General features: G+C 36.3%; 20 protein-coding genes. 18 read left to right on the top strand and 2 right to left on the bottom strand.

Annotated elements, in window-relative coordinates; translation table 11 throughout:
• From EV142_RS04390 to EV142_RS04355, 7 genes are all read left to right on the top strand, one after another.
• Complete coding sequence (locus EV142_RS04390; RefSeq protein ID WP_132033065.1) at window positions 1-1,704, top strand: YncE family protein; 1,704 nt, start codon at window positions 1-3, stop codon at window positions 1,702-1,704.
• A 71-nt stretch (window positions 1,705-1,775) separates the two neighbouring features.
• A complete protein-coding gene (locus EV142_RS04385) occupies window positions 1,776-2,663 on the top strand; it encodes a DMT family transporter (RefSeq protein ID WP_132033063.1) in 888 nt (295 codons plus the stop codon).
• 203 nt (window positions 2,664-2,866) lie between these two features.
• Entirely contained in the window at window positions 2,867-3,574 is a 708-nt protein-coding gene (locus EV142_RS04380; RefSeq protein ID WP_132033061.1) for an HAD family hydrolase, read from the top strand.
• Complete coding sequence (locus EV142_RS04375; RefSeq protein ID WP_132033059.1) at window positions 3,574-4,203, top strand: chloramphenicol acetyltransferase; 630 nt, start codon at window positions 3,574-3,576, stop codon at window positions 4,201-4,203. The genes EV142_RS04380 and EV142_RS04375 overlap by 1 nt, the downstream gene beginning before the upstream one ends.
• Before the next feature lie 46 nt (window positions 4,204-4,249).
• The gene (locus EV142_RS04370; RefSeq protein ID WP_132033057.1) at window positions 4,250-5,602 is read left to right on the top strand and encodes a hypothetical protein; all 1,353 of its coding nucleotides are present in this window, start codon (window positions 4,250-4,252) and stop codon (window positions 5,600-5,602) included.
• A 163-nt stretch (window positions 5,603-5,765) separates the two neighbouring features.
• Window positions 5,766-6,284: a ferritin gene (locus tag EV142_RS04365; protein ID WP_132033055.1), complete on the top strand. Its 519-nt coding sequence runs from the start codon at window positions 5,766-5,768 to the stop codon at window positions 6,282-6,284.
• 361 nt (window positions 6,285-6,645) lie between these two features.
• Entirely contained in the window at window positions 6,646-7,338 is a 693-nt protein-coding gene (locus EV142_RS04355) for a DUF2461 domain-containing protein (protein ID WP_132033051.1), read from the top strand.
• Between the two features lie 61 nt (window positions 7,339-7,399).
• On the opposite strand, the gene EV142_RS04350 is transcribed toward EV142_RS04355, so the two are convergent.
• Window positions 7,400-7,729: a single-stranded DNA-binding protein gene (locus tag EV142_RS04350; protein ID WP_132033049.1), complete on the bottom strand. Its 330-nt coding sequence runs from the start codon at window positions 7,727-7,729 to the stop codon at window positions 7,400-7,402.
• Between the two features lie 175 nt (window positions 7,730-7,904).
• Here EV142_RS04350 and EV142_RS04345 point away from each other — a divergent pair, with 175 nt between their 5' ends.
• The 3 genes from EV142_RS04345 to EV142_RS04335 are packed head-to-tail and all read left to right on the top strand — an operon-like array spanning window position 7,905 to window position 12,185.
• Window positions 7,905-9,437 (top strand): carbon-nitrogen hydrolase family protein, encoded by a 1,533-nt coding sequence (locus tag EV142_RS04345; RefSeq protein ID WP_132033047.1) that lies wholly within the window; start codon window positions 7,905-7,907, stop codon window positions 9,435-9,437.
• The gene (locus EV142_RS04340) at window positions 9,434-9,781 is read left to right on the top strand and encodes a hypothetical protein (RefSeq protein ID WP_132033045.1); all 348 of its coding nucleotides are present in this window, start codon (window positions 9,434-9,436) and stop codon (window positions 9,779-9,781) included. The genes EV142_RS04345 and EV142_RS04340 overlap by 4 nt, the downstream gene beginning before the upstream one ends.
• A 10-nt stretch (window positions 9,782-9,791) precedes the next feature.
• Complete coding sequence (locus EV142_RS04335; protein ID WP_132033043.1) at window positions 9,792-12,185, top strand: M28 family peptidase; 2,394 nt, start codon at window positions 9,792-9,794, stop codon at window positions 12,183-12,185.
• 70 nt (window positions 12,186-12,255) lie between these two features.
• Here the strand turns inward: EV142_RS04335 and EV142_RS04330 are convergent, their stop codons facing one another.
• Entirely contained in the window at window positions 12,256-12,651 is a 396-nt protein-coding gene (locus EV142_RS04330; RefSeq protein ID WP_132033041.1) for a rhodanese-like domain-containing protein, read from the bottom strand.
• Window positions 12,652-12,795: 144 nt separating this feature from the next.
• Here EV142_RS04330 and EV142_RS04325 point away from each other — a divergent pair, with 144 nt between their 5' ends.
• The 8 genes from EV142_RS04325 (at window position 12,796) to EV142_RS04290 (ending at window position 19,760) form a co-directional block, all read left to right on the top strand.
• Window positions 12,796-13,698, top strand: a complete 903-nt coding sequence (locus EV142_RS04325) for a LysR family transcriptional regulator (protein WP_132033039.1) — start codon at window positions 12,796-12,798, stop codon at window positions 13,696-13,698.
• Window positions 13,683-14,132, top strand: coding sequence for a GNAT family N-acetyltransferase (locus tag EV142_RS04320; RefSeq protein ID WP_132033037.1), 450 nt, complete (start codon window positions 13,683-13,685; stop codon window positions 14,130-14,132). Before EV142_RS04325 ends, EV142_RS04320 begins: the two co-directional genes overlap by 16 nt.
• Before the next feature lie 99 nt (window positions 14,133-14,231).
• Complete coding sequence (locus EV142_RS04315; protein WP_132033035.1) at window positions 14,232-15,047, top strand: SDR family oxidoreductase; 816 nt, start codon at window positions 14,232-14,234, stop codon at window positions 15,045-15,047.
• A gap of 73 nt (window positions 15,048-15,120) precedes the next feature.
• Window positions 15,121-15,594, top strand: coding sequence for a methylated-DNA--[protein]-cysteine S-methyltransferase (locus tag EV142_RS04310; protein ID WP_132033033.1), 474 nt, complete (start codon window positions 15,121-15,123; stop codon window positions 15,592-15,594).
• Between the two features lie 117 nt (window positions 15,595-15,711).
• Window positions 15,712-16,425, top strand: a complete 714-nt coding sequence (locus EV142_RS04305) for a 3'-5' exonuclease (RefSeq protein ID WP_132033031.1) — start codon at window positions 15,712-15,714, stop codon at window positions 16,423-16,425.
• Between the two features lie 189 nt (window positions 16,426-16,614).
• Window positions 16,615-17,691 (top strand): winged helix DNA-binding domain-containing protein, encoded by a 1,077-nt coding sequence (locus EV142_RS04300; RefSeq protein ID WP_132033029.1) that lies wholly within the window; start codon window positions 16,615-16,617, stop codon window positions 17,689-17,691.
• A gap of 110 nt (window positions 17,692-17,801) precedes the next feature.
• The gene (locus EV142_RS04295; protein ID WP_132033027.1) at window positions 17,802-19,241 is read left to right on the top strand and encodes a nucleoside recognition domain-containing protein; all 1,440 of its coding nucleotides are present in this window, start codon (window positions 17,802-17,804) and stop codon (window positions 19,239-19,241) included.
• Between the two features lie 48 nt (window positions 19,242-19,289).
• Window positions 19,290-19,760 (top strand): FKBP-type peptidyl-prolyl cis-trans isomerase, encoded by a 471-nt coding sequence (locus tag EV142_RS04290; RefSeq protein WP_132033025.1) that lies wholly within the window; start codon window positions 19,290-19,292, stop codon window positions 19,758-19,760.

Raw genomic sequence — 19,760 nt, 5'->3', positions numbered from 1 at the left:
ATGATACCACTCAAAAGCAGATTTAATACTCCCATAAATAAAGTGGGAACCTTTATTTCTTTTCTTTATTTTATTGAAAAAATAAAACATTTACCAAAAAACATGAAAAAATTACTCCTTCTGTTCTTATCATTTTCCTTCTATAACTGTAGTAGTGATCATAATATTGAAAATGAAATTGAAAAACCAACTATCAGTCTAACAACATCTATCATTCAACCTTTAAAAGACAGAGATTTCTCTTTTCACAATAATGGAGTTCATGGGGTTTTTGAAGACCCGACCGTTTCAAAAAAACTGAAAGCAAAAATAGAGTTGTCAGAAGTTAATAATTCCTCCAAAGGCACTCTAAATGTCAAATGGAAAAGTGATAAAGATGGACTACTTTATGAAGGAAAACCAGATGATAATTTAGAAAGTGTAATAAATATAAATTTGAGTAAAGGATTTCATAAAATCTTTTTCGAAGTATACACTGCTGATAATAGCTTAATTAAAAAAGATTCTATTACAATTTCAAATGTAATTAAATTAGAAGCATTAAGTGATACAGGAAGATCGATTAAATTGAACTGGTCAAAATACGAAGGCAATAACTTCATATCCTATCTTGTCTATGGTGAAAACTCAAAACCAATTGCTGAAATCACTGATATCAATATATTGACATATGAATATTTAGAAACCATATCACTAGTTAAAGAACAAAAGTTTCAAATTGTAGTCAAAACAACGGATTTAACTGATAGAATTCTTGGCAGTAACATTGTCTCGAAAATGTCTGGTAACTTTATTGAATTCCCATACTTTGTTCCAAAAATGATTAAAGATAATTTAAGATCTAAGATCTATGTACTTGTGGCACCTCGCAGTAAATGGGATGAAACTGACAAATATGGCATATTAATTATTGATACTAAAAATTTCAAAATTGAATCTCATATTTTAACGAGTGATCGCTTTTCTGATTTAGACATTTCTCCCGATGGACAATACTTATACCTAACCCAAAAATATGTTGAAAAGTTAACTAAGATAAATTTAGCTACAATGGAAGTAAAAACCTTTACAACATCTACTAATGATTGGGGGTTTCATAAAATTGAAGTAGGGAATAATAATATTCTTTTTTGTCATATTACTCCACCTACATCAGGATCAACAGGAATTATGGCAATTAATGGAATGACTGGTGAGACAATAAACATGAGCTATAATGCGTATTTACATGGAGATATCGAATATAATAGCAAAAACGGAAAACTTTACATGGGAGAAAGCAATACTTCAGCGGGGGTAATTTATTGCAATACATTTATAAATCAAAATTTAAGAATCGAAAACAATTATCCTATATTCCCAAATAGCGTTGTCTATCCAGATCCTTTTCTTTTCATTTCAGATGATTATAATTTCATTTTTTGGGAGAAATATCAACTTGATCTTAATCTTAATGTAAAAAGGGAATTTAACACCAAAATGATTGCTTGCAGCCCAAATAACTTTTATTTGTCTGATATGGATAAAATTTACAACTATAATAATCTTTCTGTTGTTTTTAATTATCCCCCATTTCCATCAAATGAAAGCACTAAGTCAACTTTATTTATTGATGATAATACCATTATTACATGCAAAACTTATCAGCCAAATACTGTAGGAGAACCTGCTCAGACCTATTTCTTTAAAATGAAAATCAATTAACCTGGTCAATAAAAAAACTATTACTTTATTGGAAATAATACTAATACATAAATTTTGAAAACGCATAGATAATGAAACTCACAAAACCAAGATTAGCTTTAATCTGCGGCATACTTTGTATTTCGATTTTTCCGATATTGATCAAATTGCGTTTAGCTTCGGGATTGATTTCTGCTTTTTACAGAATGTTTTTTGCCGTGACTTTGCTTTTGCCGTATGTGCTTTTGACTAAAAACTTTAAACTTCCAACCTTAAAATTTACACTTTTAGCGGCACTATGCGGAATTCTGTTTGCCTCAGATGTTGCGGTTTGGAATATCGCCATTCAGGATTCAAGTGCCACTCAGGCTTCTTTGTTAACTAACCTTTCTCCGCTTTGGGTTGGGCTGGGTTCTTTTTTCTTTTTGAAAGTAAGACCGGCAACTAATTTCTGGATCGGAACTATCGTTTCTTTATTAGGAATGGTGACTTTAGTTGGCTTTAGTTTTTTTCTGGAATTAAATTTTGATCAGGCGTTCCTGTTTGCTGTTTTGTCCGGAATCCTGTATTCGATTTATCTTTTGGTGAGTAAAAATGTACTTTCCCATGTTGATGTTCTATCATTTATGACCATTAGTTTATTGGCTTCCAGCGCTTATTTAGGAATTATTTGCTATGCATTGGATGAATCTTTTACGGGATTCTCCAATACGGGTTGGTTTGTGTTTGTACTTCAGGCGATAATCTGCCAGTTGTGTGCCTGGCTTTCGATCAGTTATGCCACACAACACATGCGTGCCACAAGAGTTTCGTTAAGTTTATTGAGTCAGGCTGTAATTACTTCGATATTAGCTTGGTTGTTTTTAGAAGAACAAATAACTTTACAAATGGTTTTCGGCGGAATCATTTTGCTTTTCGGAATCCGGATTACGTTTTACGATAAGACCATTTCTCTGGGCAGGTTCTTTTCTAAGAATTAAGATTGGGAATTGGTTCGCGGATTAGGCGGGTTTAAACGGGTTTACGCAGATTAATTTTAAAAATGCTTTCTCGCAGATTTGGCAGATGGAGCAGATTTTTTTAAATCCCAAAAATCTCGCTAATCTGTGGCAAAAAATTAGAGAAAATTCGTGAAATTCGTGGCAAAAAAACCTAAAACTTCAAACCTGAAACAAAAAACATCATGTTACATAAAAGCAAAATACCAAATTTAAAAGTAATCGCCTTCGATGCCGATGACACTTTGTTTGTAAACGAACCCTATTTTCAGGAAACGGAACATAAATTTTGTGCCTTAATGGAAGATTATCTTTCGCATCAGGGCATTTCGCAGGAACTGTTTAAAATCGAAATTCAGAATTTGCCTTTGTACGGTTACGGAATCAAAGGTTATATTTTATCGATGATTGAAGCGGCGATGAACATTTCGAACAACACCATTCCGGTTGAAGTGATTCAGAAAATCATTCAATACGGAAAAGAATTGCTCGAAAAACCAATCGAACTCCTTGACGGAATCGAAGAAACACTGCAGGCTTTACACGGCAAATACAAATTGGTCGTGGCTACAAAAGGCGATTTAAAAGACCAGCACAGCAAATTGCACCGTTCCGGACTAGGGCATTATTTTCATCATATCGAAGTAATGTCAGACAAACAGGAAATTGATTACCAGAAGTTACTGGGTCGTTTAGACATTCAGCCACAGGAATTTCTGATGATCGGGAATTCCTTAAAATCGGATGTTTTACCGGTTTTGGAAATTGGCGGTTATGCCGTTCATATTCCGTTTCACACTACCTGGGAACACGAGAAAATCAGCCATAAAGTAGAACACGAACATTTTAGTTCATTTGAAAAAATCACGGAAGTGGTTAATAATTTAGCCTAATGAAAACACTTTTAGATTTAGAAAACTGGAACAGAAGAGAGCATTTTGCCCATTTCAAACAGATGGAAGAACCTTTTTTTGGTGCCACTGTCGAGATTGACTGCACGAAAGCCTATCAGACCGCAAAAAGTCTCAATGCTTCCTTTTTTATTTATTATTTACACAAAACGTTGGTTGCCGTAAACGCGATTGAGAATTTCCGATACCGAATTGCAGAAGACCAGATTTACATCAACGATCGTATTGATGCATCAGCCACAATTGGCCGCGAAGACGGTACTTTCGGATTTTCACTAATCGAATACAATCCTGATTTTAAGGTTTTCGAACAAACTGCCTTAAAAGAAATCGAGCGTATTCAAAACACAACCGGGCTTTTCACACGGGAATTTAAAGACGACAATGTCATTCATTTTTCGGCAATACCGTGGTTAAATTTTACATCGCTTACGCATGCCCGCAGTTTCACGTATCCTGACAGCTGCCCTAAAGTTTCTTTTGGAAAAATGATGACTTCGGAAGCCGGAAAAAGAACTATTTCGATGGCTGTATATGTGCATCATGGTTTAATGGACGGTCTGCATCTGGGTCAGTTTGTAGATTATTTTCAGGAGTTGATGAATTCCTAAACAGAATTCAGGAGTTGATTTTGAATTGATTTTATTCTTAAAAAGTATGAGAAAAATTTTTCTGTTTTTAGCTGTATTGTACAATTCTATCCTGTTAAGCCAAACGGTATTGACGACTTATCCTTTGGACTTAAAAAGGATACGCGAAAACGATCAGATTTTAAATTTCGAAAACAACTCGACCCATGAAGTATTTGTTTTCGTGCTGTACCAGGGAAATTTTACGGTTTTAAAATACAATAGTGCCTTGTTCCTGACCGATCAGTTTACGGGTCCGGCGACCTATTTTGAAGACAGATCTTTGATGGGATATAGTTTTAGTGAAGACGGAAATCCAACTTTGTATTGGTTTTCAGAAGAAGCAAAAAACATTATAATCGTTAAATATTATTTCGAAAGCAAAACCTCGAAAGCGCTGAAATTTGAGTATCCGGTTAAGAATCAGTTTATCGTAACTCAATATCAGAAAGATAATTCCTTTAATTTCCTGACGCAGGATAAGACCGAACCAAAACTAATTCTGTATGTCTTCAAAAACGGAATCGTAGAAGAAAAGGTGCTTGATTTCTCCCCTTTTACCTTTTCAGACAGAAAAACACAACCCCAAACATTCAATCAGATCCTTACAGAAAATCCTATTGGAAAAATGGAACCCGGTGAATACAATCCGCTGCCTAAAACCATTAGTAAAACTAAGATGTATTTATTAAGCGATCGCATCCTGCTAACGCTGGACCAGAACGTTAAAAAAACACAACTCTTCGATATTAATTTAAACAATCTTGAGATCAAAGAGAAAGACTTTGTTCAATCGCTTGCCAAAAAAGGAGCCAGATCCTCCAACTCTTATTATCACGAAAACAAATTATATCAGATCAATGCCAACGAAGACGAGCTTTTATTTGATGTAAAAGATCTGGACTCGCAGGAAGTCCTAAAAAGTATCGCCGTTTCAAAAAATGACACTATTCTTTTTAAAAATTCGCCTTTATTGATACAAAGAGATAACTACAGTCCGAAAGAATTAAAAACCACAGCCAAATTCCTGCAGCATTTAGCGGGTTTAGATATGGGCATCTCTGTCTTTAAAAACAAAAAAAATCTGTTTATTACCATTGGGGGAATCAGTAAAGCAACCAACCAGAGTTTTGACGGATTTTACTATCCTGACATTCAAACCAAAACAGTATTTTTTGAAAGTATCTGGGATAAAAAACTAGGATTTACTACCGAAAAACAACAGCCCCTTGCAGTAGATAAAATTTACTCATTTATGGATAAACATAAAGAAGTTGCTTTAGAAAGTATCATGAAATTTAAGGATTATTCGATTTTAGGTTATTTCGATACCACAACCAAACAATATACTATGCTGAAGTTTACAGATGGATACAACTGAGAGAATACCAAAATACTTATACGCGGCTATGGTACAAAAAAAGGCTTTTAATTCAAATAAGTTAATTTCAGTGTATTTAGTCTGAATCTGAATTGTTTTCAATAGGACGGAATGAGGTTCTCAATTCCTTAAAATTATTTAACTTTACACAAAACTCAAGATTATGTTATCAAAAAATATAGAAACAGCACTGAACAAGCAAATCAGAATTGAAGCAGAGTCTTCGCAAACTTACCTTTCAATGGCTTGTTGGGCAGAAGTACACGGATTAGAAGGAATTGCTCAATTTATGTACACTCAATCAGACGAAGAGCGCGCACACATGCTTAAATTGGTTAAGTATATTAACGAACGTGGCGGACGTGCTACAATTACGGATTTAAAAGCGCCAAAAACATCATACACTACTTTTAAGGAAATGTTTGAAACACTTTACAATCATGAAATTTTCGTATCAGAATCTATCAATGAATTGGTACACATTACTTTTTCTGAAAAAGATTATGCTACACATAATTTCTTACAATGGTATGTGGCGGAACAAATCGAAGAAGAGGCTACGGCTAAATCTATCCTGGATAAAATCAACTTAATTGGTGATGACAAAGGCGGACTTTACTTGTTTGATCGTGATATTCAGCAATTAACGGTAACAAGCTCGATTGCAATCAATCCAAAATAAAAAAGTTAAAGTTTATTTAGAACACATAAAAATAACATTTATTCTTTTATATTTGTCTCGTTTTATAATTGAGATGAACTGTGAGCAAGAAAGATAAAGTTAAGGACAAAGACAAGAAAAAGGATAAAAAGAAAAAGCAGAATGCTGTTATCCTTGACAAGATTAAGAAGATCGAAAACTGCAAATCAAGCTGTTGTGAGAAATTCAAAAAGAGCGAAAAGAAACGTTGCTCCCGTTGTCCTATGTTTGACTTAATAAAGAAAACTGCTTAAAAAAATATAGAAAACCCATCAGAAATCTGGTGGGTTTTTAGTTTAAATGACATTCGTGTTCTACTTTTAGAAACGCAAATATTTTAATTATGAAACAACCAATTACGATACCCAAATCCAGTCTTGACTTTTTGCAGCGGCTTAAAGCAAACAACAACAAACCCTGGTTTGAGGCAAACAAAACAAACTATCTCACAGAATTAAACCATATTGAAACCTTTGCAGGGGCATTGCTGCAAGAACTTTCCAAAACCGACGTTTTAGAAACGGCTTCCGGCAAAAAAAGCGTCTATCGCATTTATCGTGATATTCGTTTTTCCAAAGACAAAACGCCTTTTAAAACCTTTTGGGGCGGCAGTTTTACCCGGGCAACAACTCAAAGACGTGGTGGGTATTATTTTCATCTCGAACAAGGAAACAGTTTTTTCGCAGGAGGCTTTTGGGGACCAGGTGCTGCCGATTTAAAACGCATCAGAAGTGAATTTGCGCACGATGCCGCACCTTTCCAAAAAATACTGCATTCAGAATCTTTTGTCAAAACTTTCGGAACGTTACAGGGTGAACAGCTTAAAACTGCACCAAAAGGATTTGATATCAATCATGAAGCCATCGACTTACTTCGCTACAAACAGTTTTTAATCATTAAACGTTTTACAGATACAGAAGTATTAAGTCCGCTTTTTTTAGAACAGGCCCTGGAAACCTGCCAAAATATGAGACCTTTTTTCGATTATATGAGCGAAATACTGACTACTGATGTCAATGGCGCTTCTGTTTTGTAATACCTTGTTAAAAAATAAACCCGACAGTCCAGAAGCTTCGGAACTGTCGGGTTTGAATTATTTACTTCAACAGTAAAATTTCATTGACCACTACTTCTGTAATAAACTTTTTCTCTCCGTTTTTGTCGTCATAACTTCTGTGGGTTAGTTTGCCCTCAACTGCCACTTCTTTTCCTTTTACTACAAATTTTTCGATAATCTCAGCTGTTTTCCCCCAGGCCGTCACACGGTGCCATTCTGTTTGTTCCACTTTCTCGCCTTTCTCATTCTTGTAGTACTCATTTGTAGCGATACTCATATGCGCTAACTTTTTTCCGTTTTCCAATGTTTTAATTTCCGGATCGTTACCTACGTTCCCAATTAACTGTACTCTGTTTTTCATTGCATTCATGGCGTATAAATTTTTAATGTTACTATAAATGAATTTGTTAGTCAAATTCAACAAAACAAATATAATGTATTTTCTTACAATTATGCAATTGTATATTATTTACTTTCGGTTGTAATTATTTGTAAGCGTTTGTAAATGGTAATATTTTCGTATATTCGAGAAAAACATTTAAGACATGCAGAAACAAATCAACAAAGTTGAATTGCGAAATTTACAATTAGTCGATTACAAACAATTGAAAAACTCAATGATAGAATCCTATCCCGAAATGGCTAATTCGTATTGGGAATCTAAAGACATAAAAAAATTACTCTCCATATTTCCTGAAGGTCAACTGGTTATTTTAGTAGATGGTGTGGTTGTAGGATCAGCACTTTCTTTAATACTGGATGAAAAATTGGTCGACAAAAGACATAATTACAAACAAATTATCGGGGATTACACTTTCTCTACCCATAATAAGGATGGCGAAATTTTATACGGAATTGATGTTTTTATCCACCCCAATTACCGTGGCTTACGTTTAGGCCGTCGTTTGTATGATGCCCGTAAAGAACTTTGTGAGCAATTGAACCTAAAAGCGATTGTCTTTGCAGGAAGAATTCCAAACTATGGTCAGTATGCCAGTAAAATGACTCCCAAGAATTATATCGAAAAAGTAAAACACAAAGAATTACACGATCCTGTACTTTCGTTTCAGCTGAGTAATGATTTTCACGTTTTAAGAATCATCAAAAATTACTTGGAAGGCGACGAAGAATCCAAAGAATTTGCCGTGCTTTTAGAATGGAACAATGTCTATTACGATGAAAGTCCAAGATTAATTAACCTTGAAAAAAGTGTGATTCGATTGGGATTAATCCAATGGCAGATGCGTCAGCTTAACAATGTTGAAGCTTTATTTGAACAAGCGGAGTTTTTTATTGATGTCGTTTCGGGTTACGGGAGTGATTTTGCTTTATTTCCGGAACTTTTTATTGCGCCTTTAATGGCCGATTATAATCATCTTTCGGAAGCAGAAGCCATCAGGGAATTGGCCCGACATTCTGATCCGATTCGAAAACGCTTTCAGGAATTCGCCATTTCATACAATATCAATATCATCACCGGAAGTATGCCTCATTTAGAAAACGGCAATTTATACAATGTCGGTTTTTTATGCAAAAGAGACGGAACTTCGGAAATGTATACCAAAATTCACATTACTCCCAACGAAGTACAGCATTGGGGAATGAAAGGCGGATCTCAATTTAAAACCTTTGATACCGATTGCGGTAAAATCGGAATCCTGATTTGCTATGATGTCGAATTCCCGGAACTCTCCAGAATTATGGCCAATGAAGGAATGAATATTTTGTTCGTTCCATTCTTAACCGATACTCAGAATGCTTACACCCGTGTAAAACATTGCTCACAGGCCAGAGCGATAGAAAATGAATGTTATGTAGCCATTGCAGGCTGCGTCGGTAATTTACCGAAAGTAAATAATATGGATATTCAATATGCGCAGGCATCGGTATTTACACCGTCTGATTTTGCTTTTCCGAGTAATGGTATAAAAGCAGAAGCTACTCCGAATACAGAAATGACTCTGATCGTAGACGTTGATCTGAATTTGCTAAAACAGCTCCACGAGCATGGAAGTGTCCGCATTCTAAAGGACAGAAGGAATGACCTGTATGAAATTAGAAAAATAGAACAGCCATGAAAACATGTCTCGAATGCTCTGAAAAAATTGTAGGCCGGGAAGATAAAAAATTCTGTTCCGACAGTTGTCGCAATGCATACAATAATAAAATAAATAAGGATACGAATAATTTTATGCGGAATGTAAACAATAAATTACGCAAAAATTACCGTATTTTGTCTGAACTCAATTCAGAAGGAAAATCAAAAGCAACAAGAGATAAAATGTTGAATAAAGGCTTTGATTTTGATTTTTTTACTAATATTTTGCAGACGAAAACAGGCGATACCTATTATTTCCTGTATGACCAGGGATATTGCTTCCTGGACAATGATTATTTTATGCTCGTAAAAAAAGAAATTTAGTATATTCAACATGAAAAAAAATCCTACTTCAATACTAGCCTTTCTCTGCGTCATAGCCATTTTAGCTATCATATACGCCACAATGATGCCCCAGTGGGTTTCTAAAAACGAAGAAGCCCTTGCAGAATTCTCTACAGAACGAGCACTAAACCAAGTTAAAATCATAGCCCAAAAACCCCATTATGTAGGCTCGACAAATCATGAATTAGTTGCCAATTATCTTAAACTTGAACTAAACAGAATCGGTTTAGAGACAACTGTCCAGGAAGGATTCACCCTTAACAACAAAGGACTTCTGGTAAAATCTAAGAATATTCTTGCCCGCATTAAAGGAACAGACAATTCAAAAGCGCTTTTATTACTTTCCCATTACGACAGTGCCCCACACTCGTTTTCTAAAGGAGCAAGTGATGATGCTTCCGGAGTTGCCACAATCCTGGAAGGTATCCGTGCCTTTTTATACGCAAAACAACCTCATAAAAATGATATTATTATTCTCTTTTCCGATGCCGAAGAATTAGGCTTAAACGGTGCGGCACTTTTTGTAAATCAGCATCCGTGGGCAAAAGACGTAGGACTGGTTTTAAATTTTGAAGCCAGAGGTTCTTCAGGACCAAGTTATATGCTAATGGAGACCAACAAAGGAAATGAAGCGCTTGTAAAAGAATTCTCAAATGCCAAAACAAAATTTCCGGTTTCAAATTCACTCATGTACAGCATTTACAAAATGCTTCCGAATGATACTGATCTGACCGTTTTTAGAGAGCAGGGAAACATTCAGGGATTTAATTTTGCTTTTATCGATGGTCATTTCAATTACCACACTCAACAAGATGACATTCAGCATCTCAATACAACCACACTGACACATCAGGGAACGTATCTAATGCCTTTATTGAAATATTTTTCGAATATTGATTTAAATACAACAGCTTCAACTCAGGATAATGTTTATTTTAATGTTCCCTTCGGATTTTTTATAAGTTATCCTTTTAGCTGGGTAGCACCCATGACAATCGTAGCTTTAGGTCTGTTAATCCTTTTTATATTTATAGGAAAAGCGAAACGCGTCATTAGCTTCAGGGAGATTTTCAGAGGATTTGTTCCGTTGTTAGGTTCCCTGATTATATCCGGACTGGTTACTTTTTTAGGATGGAAAATTCTTCTGGAGGCCTATCCGCAATACAATGATTTGCTCAACGGATTTACGTACAACGGACATGCTTACATCGGTGCTTTTGTAACACTAAGTATTGCCATTTGTTTTGCCTTCTATCATCACTTTTCTGAAGGAAAGATAACTATGAATCATTTCGTAGCCCCTTTACTCCTTTGGATCGTAATCAATGCCTTTCTGGCCAACAGCCTGACGGGAGCCGGTTTCTTAATTATTCCGGTATATTTCGGAATTATTTTATTTGGAATTTTTGTCATCACCCAACATTACAGTTTAGGCCTGAACTTATTATTTTGTATTCCGGCCTTAGCCATTGTAGCTCCTTTTATAATCATGTTTCCGGTTGGTTTAGGATTAAAAATACTTTACGGAAGTGCAATTCTCACCGTTTTGGTCTTTGGACTATTGCTCCCTATATTTGGCGCTTTTTCTAAAAAAGGAATATGGACAATGCTCTTTTTTAGTATTTCCATTGGGTTTTTCGTTTACGCAGGTATTCACTCCGGTTATGAACACGGGAAAGCAAAATCAAACAGTTTATTGTATGTCTATAACGCCAACACCAATTCGGCACTATGGACTACTTATGACGTCAACTTAGACGACTGGACCAAAAGCTATCTGGGACAGACCAATCAAAAAGCAGTGGGTTTAAATTCACTTCCGATTACCAGCAAATACAATTCAACATTTACCTACAGTGCAATTGCTCCTAATGTAGCAGTGCCAAAACCAACAGTAACATTCATAAAAGACAGTGTAGTTGGAAACAACAGGTATTTAAAAATAAAAATCTCCCCCAACAGAAAAGTAAATCGTTATGACATTTATGCCAACACAAAAATGACGTTTTACAACTTTAAGGCCAATGGAGTTTCGACTTCAGGACAGATCGGAAATCGTTTAGAACGCAATGACAGCAAGATTTTATGTTATTATGTGGTAGGCAACGAACCGCTTGTATTGGAATTTTACATCAATAAATCCTCTATTTTCGATATGGATCTTATTGAAAGTTCGTTTGATTTAATGACCAATCCACTGTTTAATATCAAACCAAGAAATGACTGGATGATGCCGACACCTTTTGTGCTGAATGATGCCGTTTTGATTCAGCAGAAAATAAAAAGATATACTGCTCCTTTGAAACCGATTGAAACTGCTCCTGTAAAAGACAGTATCATTGTTGCAAAAGATACTTTAACACCGGTTGTTACCCCTAAATAAGAAAGCTTTTCAATATAATTCCCAAAAAAGCAAAAGGACAAACTTTAAAATTAAAGTTTGTCCTTTTTGTTTAACACGCGCATTCGATTTTCAATCCGGCTTTTTTACCGTTTGTCCCTTCGGTGGCATAACCGTCAAACTTCCACCATTCGATTCCACCGATCAGTTCTTTTACCTTAAAACCCAGTTTTGTCATATTCAGCGCTCCTTTTGTGGAGGCATTACAACCAATTCCGTCGCAATAGGTTACATACAAAATTTCCCTGTCTAGGTGCCTGGTGTTTTCAGCGTTCATTTCACGGTGTGGAATATTAATCGCAGTCGGAATATGTTCTGCTTCGAAACCAAATGCTTTTCTGGCATCAATTACCATAACTTTTTCGCCATTATTTAAGGCATCAAACAAATCGGAAGGATCCATTTCGAAGGCCAGTTTATTTTCATAATGTTTAAGTTGTGCTTCCATTTTTAGTAGATTTTAATGATTTCTTTTTTCAAAAGTAGCGGAACTCCGGACACCATAAAAACGAAAAGAATTCATCCATTTGATTACTTTTTTTCATGGAAAACCCATCGTAAAATTTTGTTCCTTTGTGTAAATTCTCTAAAAATGGAAATACGTCATTTACGACTGATCAAAGCAATTGTAGAAGAAGGGAGCATCACCAAAGCAATTGATAAACTTCATTTGACACAATCAGCCCTGAGCCACCAGCTCAAAGAAGCCGAGTATCAGTTGGGCACTCCCATATTTTTCAGGATGAATAAAAAACTGGTGCTGACCAAAGCCGGTGAAAAGATGTATCAGATTGCCAATGAAATACTGGATAAACTATTGCAAACCGAAACCCAGATCAAACAAATGGTTTTTGGTGAATACGGTGAAATCAGAATTAGTACCGAATGTTTTTCAAGTTATCACTGGCTGCCATCGGTTTTAAAACAGTTTCATCTGTTATACCCGAATGTCGAATTGAAAATCGTGACCGAAGCGACTCATATTCCACTCCAGAATTTACTGGCCAATACCATTGACATAGCGATTATCAGCGATCAGATCAAAGACAATAACATCAGATACCTGGAACTTTTTCAGGATGAAGTGGTAATGGCAGTTTCCGAAAACCATCCGTGGGCCCATAAAAAATATGTGGTTCCCGAAGATTTTGTCAACGAACATCTTTTGATTCACTCCCTTCCGATGGAAACGGTGACGATACACCAGTTTTTCTTGGCTCCGGCCAAAGTAACACCCAGAAAAATTACGCCTTTGCCTCTGACCGAAGCTTCTCTCGAAATGGTAAAAGCCGATATGGGCGTCATGTCGATGGCAAAGTGGGCCTTGTTGCCCCATCTTAAGACCAGTCCGATAAAAGCCATTAAAATTGGTAAAAACGGTTTAAAAAGAAAACATTTTATTGCGATTCGCGAAAACGAAAAGTATCCGGATTACTTTCATCATTTTATTACCTTTTTACAAACCGAAATCAACCTGCAATGGAATATTCAATAAGGAATTGCGAACGTACGGATTTGTCCCAATTAGTCGTTTTATGTCAAAAGCATGCGGAATTTGAAAAAGCGGAATTTGTTCCGGAGGGAAAAGCAACAAGTTTAGAAAAAGCAATATTCGCAGAAAACCCTAAACTTTATTGCCTGGTTGTTGCCACTAAAGAAACAATCATTGGTTACGTTTCCTATACAATTGATTATTCCACCTGGGATGCCGCTGAATTTATACATATGGATTGTTTGTTTCTGGAAGAACAAGCCAGAAGTTTCGGGATCGGGGCAATTTTAATTGGAAAGCTGCAACAAATTGGCAGGGAGAAAAACTGCATCAATATACAATGGCAAACCCCACAATTTAATGAGAGGGCCATTAAATTCTATCATAGAATTGGCGGAAAAGGAAAGGACAAAGTTCGTTTTACCTTAAATTTGTAAAAATTAATTTCGCAAAGCGAAGACGTAAAGAAAGAAACTATCCGGTTTAGCTTTCCATTTGCCCCTCTGAACCTTTGCCTCTTTGTACCTTATAAAAAAATGACACAAATTAGTATTTTAGGATGTGGTTGGCTGGGTTTGCCCCTAGCGAAAAAATTAATCGAAAGAGGAAATTCAGTAAACGGATCCACAACTTCAGAAAACAAGTTGTCGATCTTGAAAGAAGTTGGAATAAATTCTTTTCTGGTTACACTCGAAAGCGAAAGTATTTCTGAAAGCATCACTGATTTTTTAACCAAAAGCGAAATTCTGATTATAGACATTCCACCGAAATTAAGAGGAAATAATCCGGATACTGAAAAGAAGGTTTTTGTGGCGAAAATCGAAAACCTGATTCCGTTTATCGAACAATCGACCGCAAAAAAAGTGCTTTTTGTGAGTTCAACTTCTGTTTATGGGAATGAAAACAACATAATCACAGAACAAACAACCCCAAATCCGGATACCGAAAGCGGCAAACAATTGCTTTCAGCGGAAGCTCTTTTACAAAAAAATAAACAGTTCGAAACTACAATTCTCCGTTTTGGAGGCTTAATCGGTGAAGACCGTCATCCGGTGAAAACCTTATCGGGAAAAGAAAATCTTGAAAATCCGGATGCTCCTGTCAATTTAATCCATCAAACCGATTGTATTGGTTTGATTTACGAAATCCTCTACCAGTCAAAATGGGGAGAAATTTTTAATGCTGTCGCTCCCTTCCATCCTACCCGCGAAATGTATTACACCGAAAAAGCAACAGCTTTAAATTTACCGTTGCCGAAATTCAGCCCGGAGCAATCTCAGATTAAGAGAATCGTTTCAAGTGAAAAAATTGAAACTAGTTTAAAATATCAATTTGATCTGAAAAATTATTAGGATCACTTATAGGATTCCAAACAAAAACTTTGCGAACTTTGTGAAAGACCTGATACTTTAGGTTACTATAAAAATGGAACAGACAGCTTACATAGAATCCCCGCTCGGAATCACAACAATCATTGGTGATGAAGAGGGCGTATCGGTTATTTCGGTAACAAAAGAAGGCGAACTTTCTACTGAAATCCCGGAAGTGCTGCAGGAAGCTGTTCAACAATTACAAGAATACTTTGAAGGCAAAAGAACTGATTTTACTTTCAAATTGAATCCAAAAGGAACGGAATTCCAGCAAAAAGTATGGAAATCGCTGCTCGAAATTCCATATGGAAAAACGGTCAGCTACATGGACCAGACGAAAAAACTTGGTGATATCAAAGCCATTCGTGCAGTTGCATCGGCCAATGGTAAAAATCCGCTTTGGATTGTAGTTCCATGCCATAGGGTCATTGGGACAAATGGCTCACTTACGGGTTACGCCGGAGGAATCTGGCGCAAAAAATGGCTTTTGGAACATGAAAATCCAACGCAGCAACAAAGTCTGTTTTAAAAATATTATTTCATAAATTAGCCAAACCGATTTAAATTGTAATACATTTCTTTCTTTAAGTCGAATTTATGTATATTCACAAAAAAAATCAATTCGTAGAATTAGTGGTTAACAAGTATGATTGAAAAAATAAACCTCAACAATATTTTATTCCTGGATATAGAAACGGTTCCGGAAGAAGAGCATTTTAATTCGCTTGATGCTGAAATGCAATCCCTTTGGGATCATAAAACGCAATATCAGCGAAAAGAGGAATTCACTCCGGAAGAATTTTACGAGCGCGCCGGCATCTGGGCGGAGTTTGGTAAAATCGTCTGCATTTCTGTGGGCTATTTCACCATCAAAGGAGATATCCGGAATTTTAGGGTCACTTCCTTTTTTGGCGAGGAAAAAAAGATCCTTCATGATTTCAATAATCTGCTGAACAATCATTTTAACCAGCCGCAACATTTATTGTGCGGTCATAATGCCAAAGAGTTTGATCTTCCGTTCATAGCACGCCGCATGATTATAAACCAGATTGCGATTCCGAACAAGCTCAATTTATTTGGAAAAAAGCCCTGGGAAGTTCCGCATCTGGACACTTTAGAATTATGGAAGTTTGGTGATTACAAGCATTTTACTTCTTTAAAACTACTGACCAAAATATTGGGCATCCCTTCCCCAAAAGGCGATATCGACGGCAGTCAGGTGGCTCATGTGTTTTATGTAGAAAAAGACATTGACCGAATTGTAACCTATTGTGAAAAAGATACCATTGCCGTTGCTCAGATTTTCCTGCGTTTACGCCGGGAAGATTTATTGATTGCCGATGAAATTATTCATGTTTAGGTTTTTTTTAAAGGTACTAAGCTGCTGAGACGCTAAGGTTCTAAAGCGCAAGGGAACAGAGGTGCAAAGGGACAAAGCTTAAATGAACTTTAATAACTTATATGGTTTAAAAGGTATAACGTGCTGAGGAACTACGATGTCAACGCACAAAGCTTAAATGAACTTCAATAACTTATAGGGTTTAAAACAATGACACATCAGGAAATATCACATTACAGGCTTGCTTCTCAAAAGCTTTTAGAAACGAGCTCAAGCACTCCACAAGAAATTGTGCATCATTTGGGTGCCATGCAGGCGCAGGATTATGCCATGGCGAAATGGGCCATAGGTTCGCGATGTAATGCCACTGAAAAAGAAATTGAAGAAGCAATTAATTCCGGTAAAATCATCCGGACACACATCCTCAGGCCAACCTGGCATTTTGTTTCTGCCGACGATATCTATTGGATGCTGAATGTTTCAGGACCACAAGTCAAACGCATGATTCTTGCCGAAACCAAAAAGCATGGTTATGATGAAAAGGAGTTCGACAAGATTAATTCGGCTATCGAAAAACTTTTGGCCAGAAACAATCCTTTAACACGGGAAGAAATCATGCAGGGACTTAATCTCAAAAAGGTTTCCGGTGCCTATTTTTTAAGTCCCGTACTTATTATGATGTATGCAGAATTAGAAGGTTTGGTCTGCAACGGAAAAATGAAAGAAAAACAAATGACTTATGCTTTACTCGAAGAAAAGGTCTCAAAACCTAGAACTAAACTGACTAAGGAAGAAGGTCTGGCGAAATTAGCCAAACGTTATTTTGAAAGTCACGGTCCTGCAACGCTGCTTGATTTTTCATGGTGGTCTGGTTTTTCGCAGACAACCTGTAAGTTGATACTTAATTCTATTGCATCAGAATTGAACTCGGTTGAAATTGATCATCAGAAGTATTGGTTCGGTGCTAATCTTTCCCTTAAAAGCAACTTCAGCGAAAGTGTACACTTTCTACCCGCTTTTGATGAAATCCTGATTTCCTATAAAACCCGTGAAGCCTCCATTTTACCAGAACATCAGTCGAAAGCTTTTACTAATAATGGAATTTTCAAACCGGTTATCCTTGAAAACAGTAAAGCTATAGGAACCTGGAAAAGAACGCTTAAAAAAGACCATGCAAAAATAGAAACACAGTTTTTTAACGAAACCAAAAATCATAAAAAAGCCATTTTATTTGAAGGCCTTAAATCTTTCGAAAAATATCTGGAAACCAAAATTGTTATTGAATAAATCGAATTTTTATTAAAAGATTATAGTTTCTAAGAAATACTTCGCGTTTCAGCACTAAAATCTTTGTACATATTATGGCTAAATAATTACATTTACAAAAAAATATAATTATGGTATTAAGTAGATTTTGGTTAGCTATATTTATTTCGTCGATTGCCTTTATTGTAATCAGTTTGTTTACCGCCAATACGTATACTATTGATTATGTTTTGAATGGTAAAAAAGACGATCCCATTCTGATTTCAGAGAAATACGCTGAACAGCTTCCTGCTTTTATCAAAGACAGCATTAAAAAAGCGAAGGATCAAACCATAATCATCAACCGTGATACCCTCAATAGCGACACCACTTATGTTTATAAAAACAAAACGGTGAAAATCTACAGTGGTGTTCAAAAATCGGATGGTTTATTACCCACCTGTAAAAGTACTTTACTCGATTTAATTCTGCCGCTTATTGCCTATCTGGCCTTTTTCTGCGGGTTAATGGAACTTTTAATCATTTCGGGAGCGTCCGGAAAACTGGCTAAAGCTTTGAGTCCGGTGTTTGTAAAAGTATTCCCGAGCATCCCTAAAAATCACCCGTCTATCTCATATATGACTTTAAACTTTGCCGCTAATTTCTTAGGATTAGATTCAGCTGCCACGCCATTTGGTTTGAAAGCAATGGAAAGTTTACAGGAAATAAATCCAGACAAAGACCGAGCCAGTGACGCGCAGATTATGTTTATGTGTCTACACGCTTCAGGTCTTACTTTAATTGCGACTTCAATTATCGGTTATCGTGCTGCCGCCAACGCTAGCAATCCCGCAGATGTAATGCTTCCGTGTATTATTACTTCGTTTATCGGCACCATTGCAGCTTTCTTAATTGTTGGAATCAAGCAGAAAATCAATTTCAAAAGTGCTTCCCTGGTTATTGCCTTAATGGTCTTAATTGCTGCTATTGTGGGCTTATTGATGTACGTGAATCATTTGGATTTAATTGGAAAAAACTATTTTACTTCTAATCTTTCCGGTCTGATCTTATTCGGAATCATCGCTTTTACACTGATTTTTTCATGGCGTCATGAAAAGAAATTTACCGAGGCCGGCACTACTGTTTTTGATGCTTTTGTGGTAGGTGCCAATAACGGAGTAAAAACCGGAGTTACTATTTTCCCTTATGTATTGGGAATGCTGGTTGCCATTTCATTGTTCAGAAACAGCGGTTTATTTGAAATTATCAGTGATGGAATTGCCTTTGTATTCTCGAATATGGGAGTCAACAAACAAATTACGGATGCCTTGCCGGTAGCCATGCTTCGTCCTTTTAGTTCTGCAGGATCCAGAGGATTTTTAATTGACTCTATGAATACATTTGGAGCCGATTCCCTAACGGGAAGATTAAGCAGTATTTTTCAATGTAGCGCCGAAAGTACTTTTTATGTGATCGCCGTTTACTTTGGTTCCGTAAATATCAAAAATACCCGTTACGCGCTGGGCACGATGCTTCTGGTAGATGTAATTTGTGTGATTACTGCCATTTTTGTCGCCAGCTGGTTTTTCTAAACATTATATTCTGATATAGTACAACCCTTTAAAACAATATAATCCAAAATGAAATATTCTTTATTTGCTCTAATTCTTACCCTTTTTGTTTCGTGTGTCAGTCATGAAATTGACAATGAAAACTTTGTTCCGGTTGATTACACCGAAAAAAATGAAGCCGAAATTTTAAAGTATCTGGCCGACAATAATCTGACTGCTCAAAAAACAGCTACCGGTTTGTATTATATCATTACGGAACCCGGAACGGGCAAGCAACCAAAAGCAACTTCAAGCGTGACCGTTGCTTACAAAGGCTATTATACAACAAAAATAGGTTTTGATCAGAGTCCTGATGCCGGAACTACATTTGGCCTGCAACAAGTAATACAAGGATGGACAGAAGGAATTCCTTTATTTAAGGAAGGCGGAAGCGGTGTTCTTATTGTACCGGCCCGTTTAGGATACGGCAGTTTTGCTTACAGAGGCATTCCAGGTGGCTCCGTACTTGTTTTTGACATTAAGTTGATTTCTGTTAATTAG

This window comes from Flavobacterium circumlabens, assembly GCF_004345565.1.
Taxonomy (GTDB): Bacteria; Bacteroidota; Bacteroidia; order Flavobacteriales; family Flavobacteriaceae; genus Flavobacterium; species Flavobacterium circumlabens.
The sequence above is the reverse complement of the archived record's forward strand: the minus strand, read 5'-3'. Positions and strand labels throughout refer to the sequence as shown.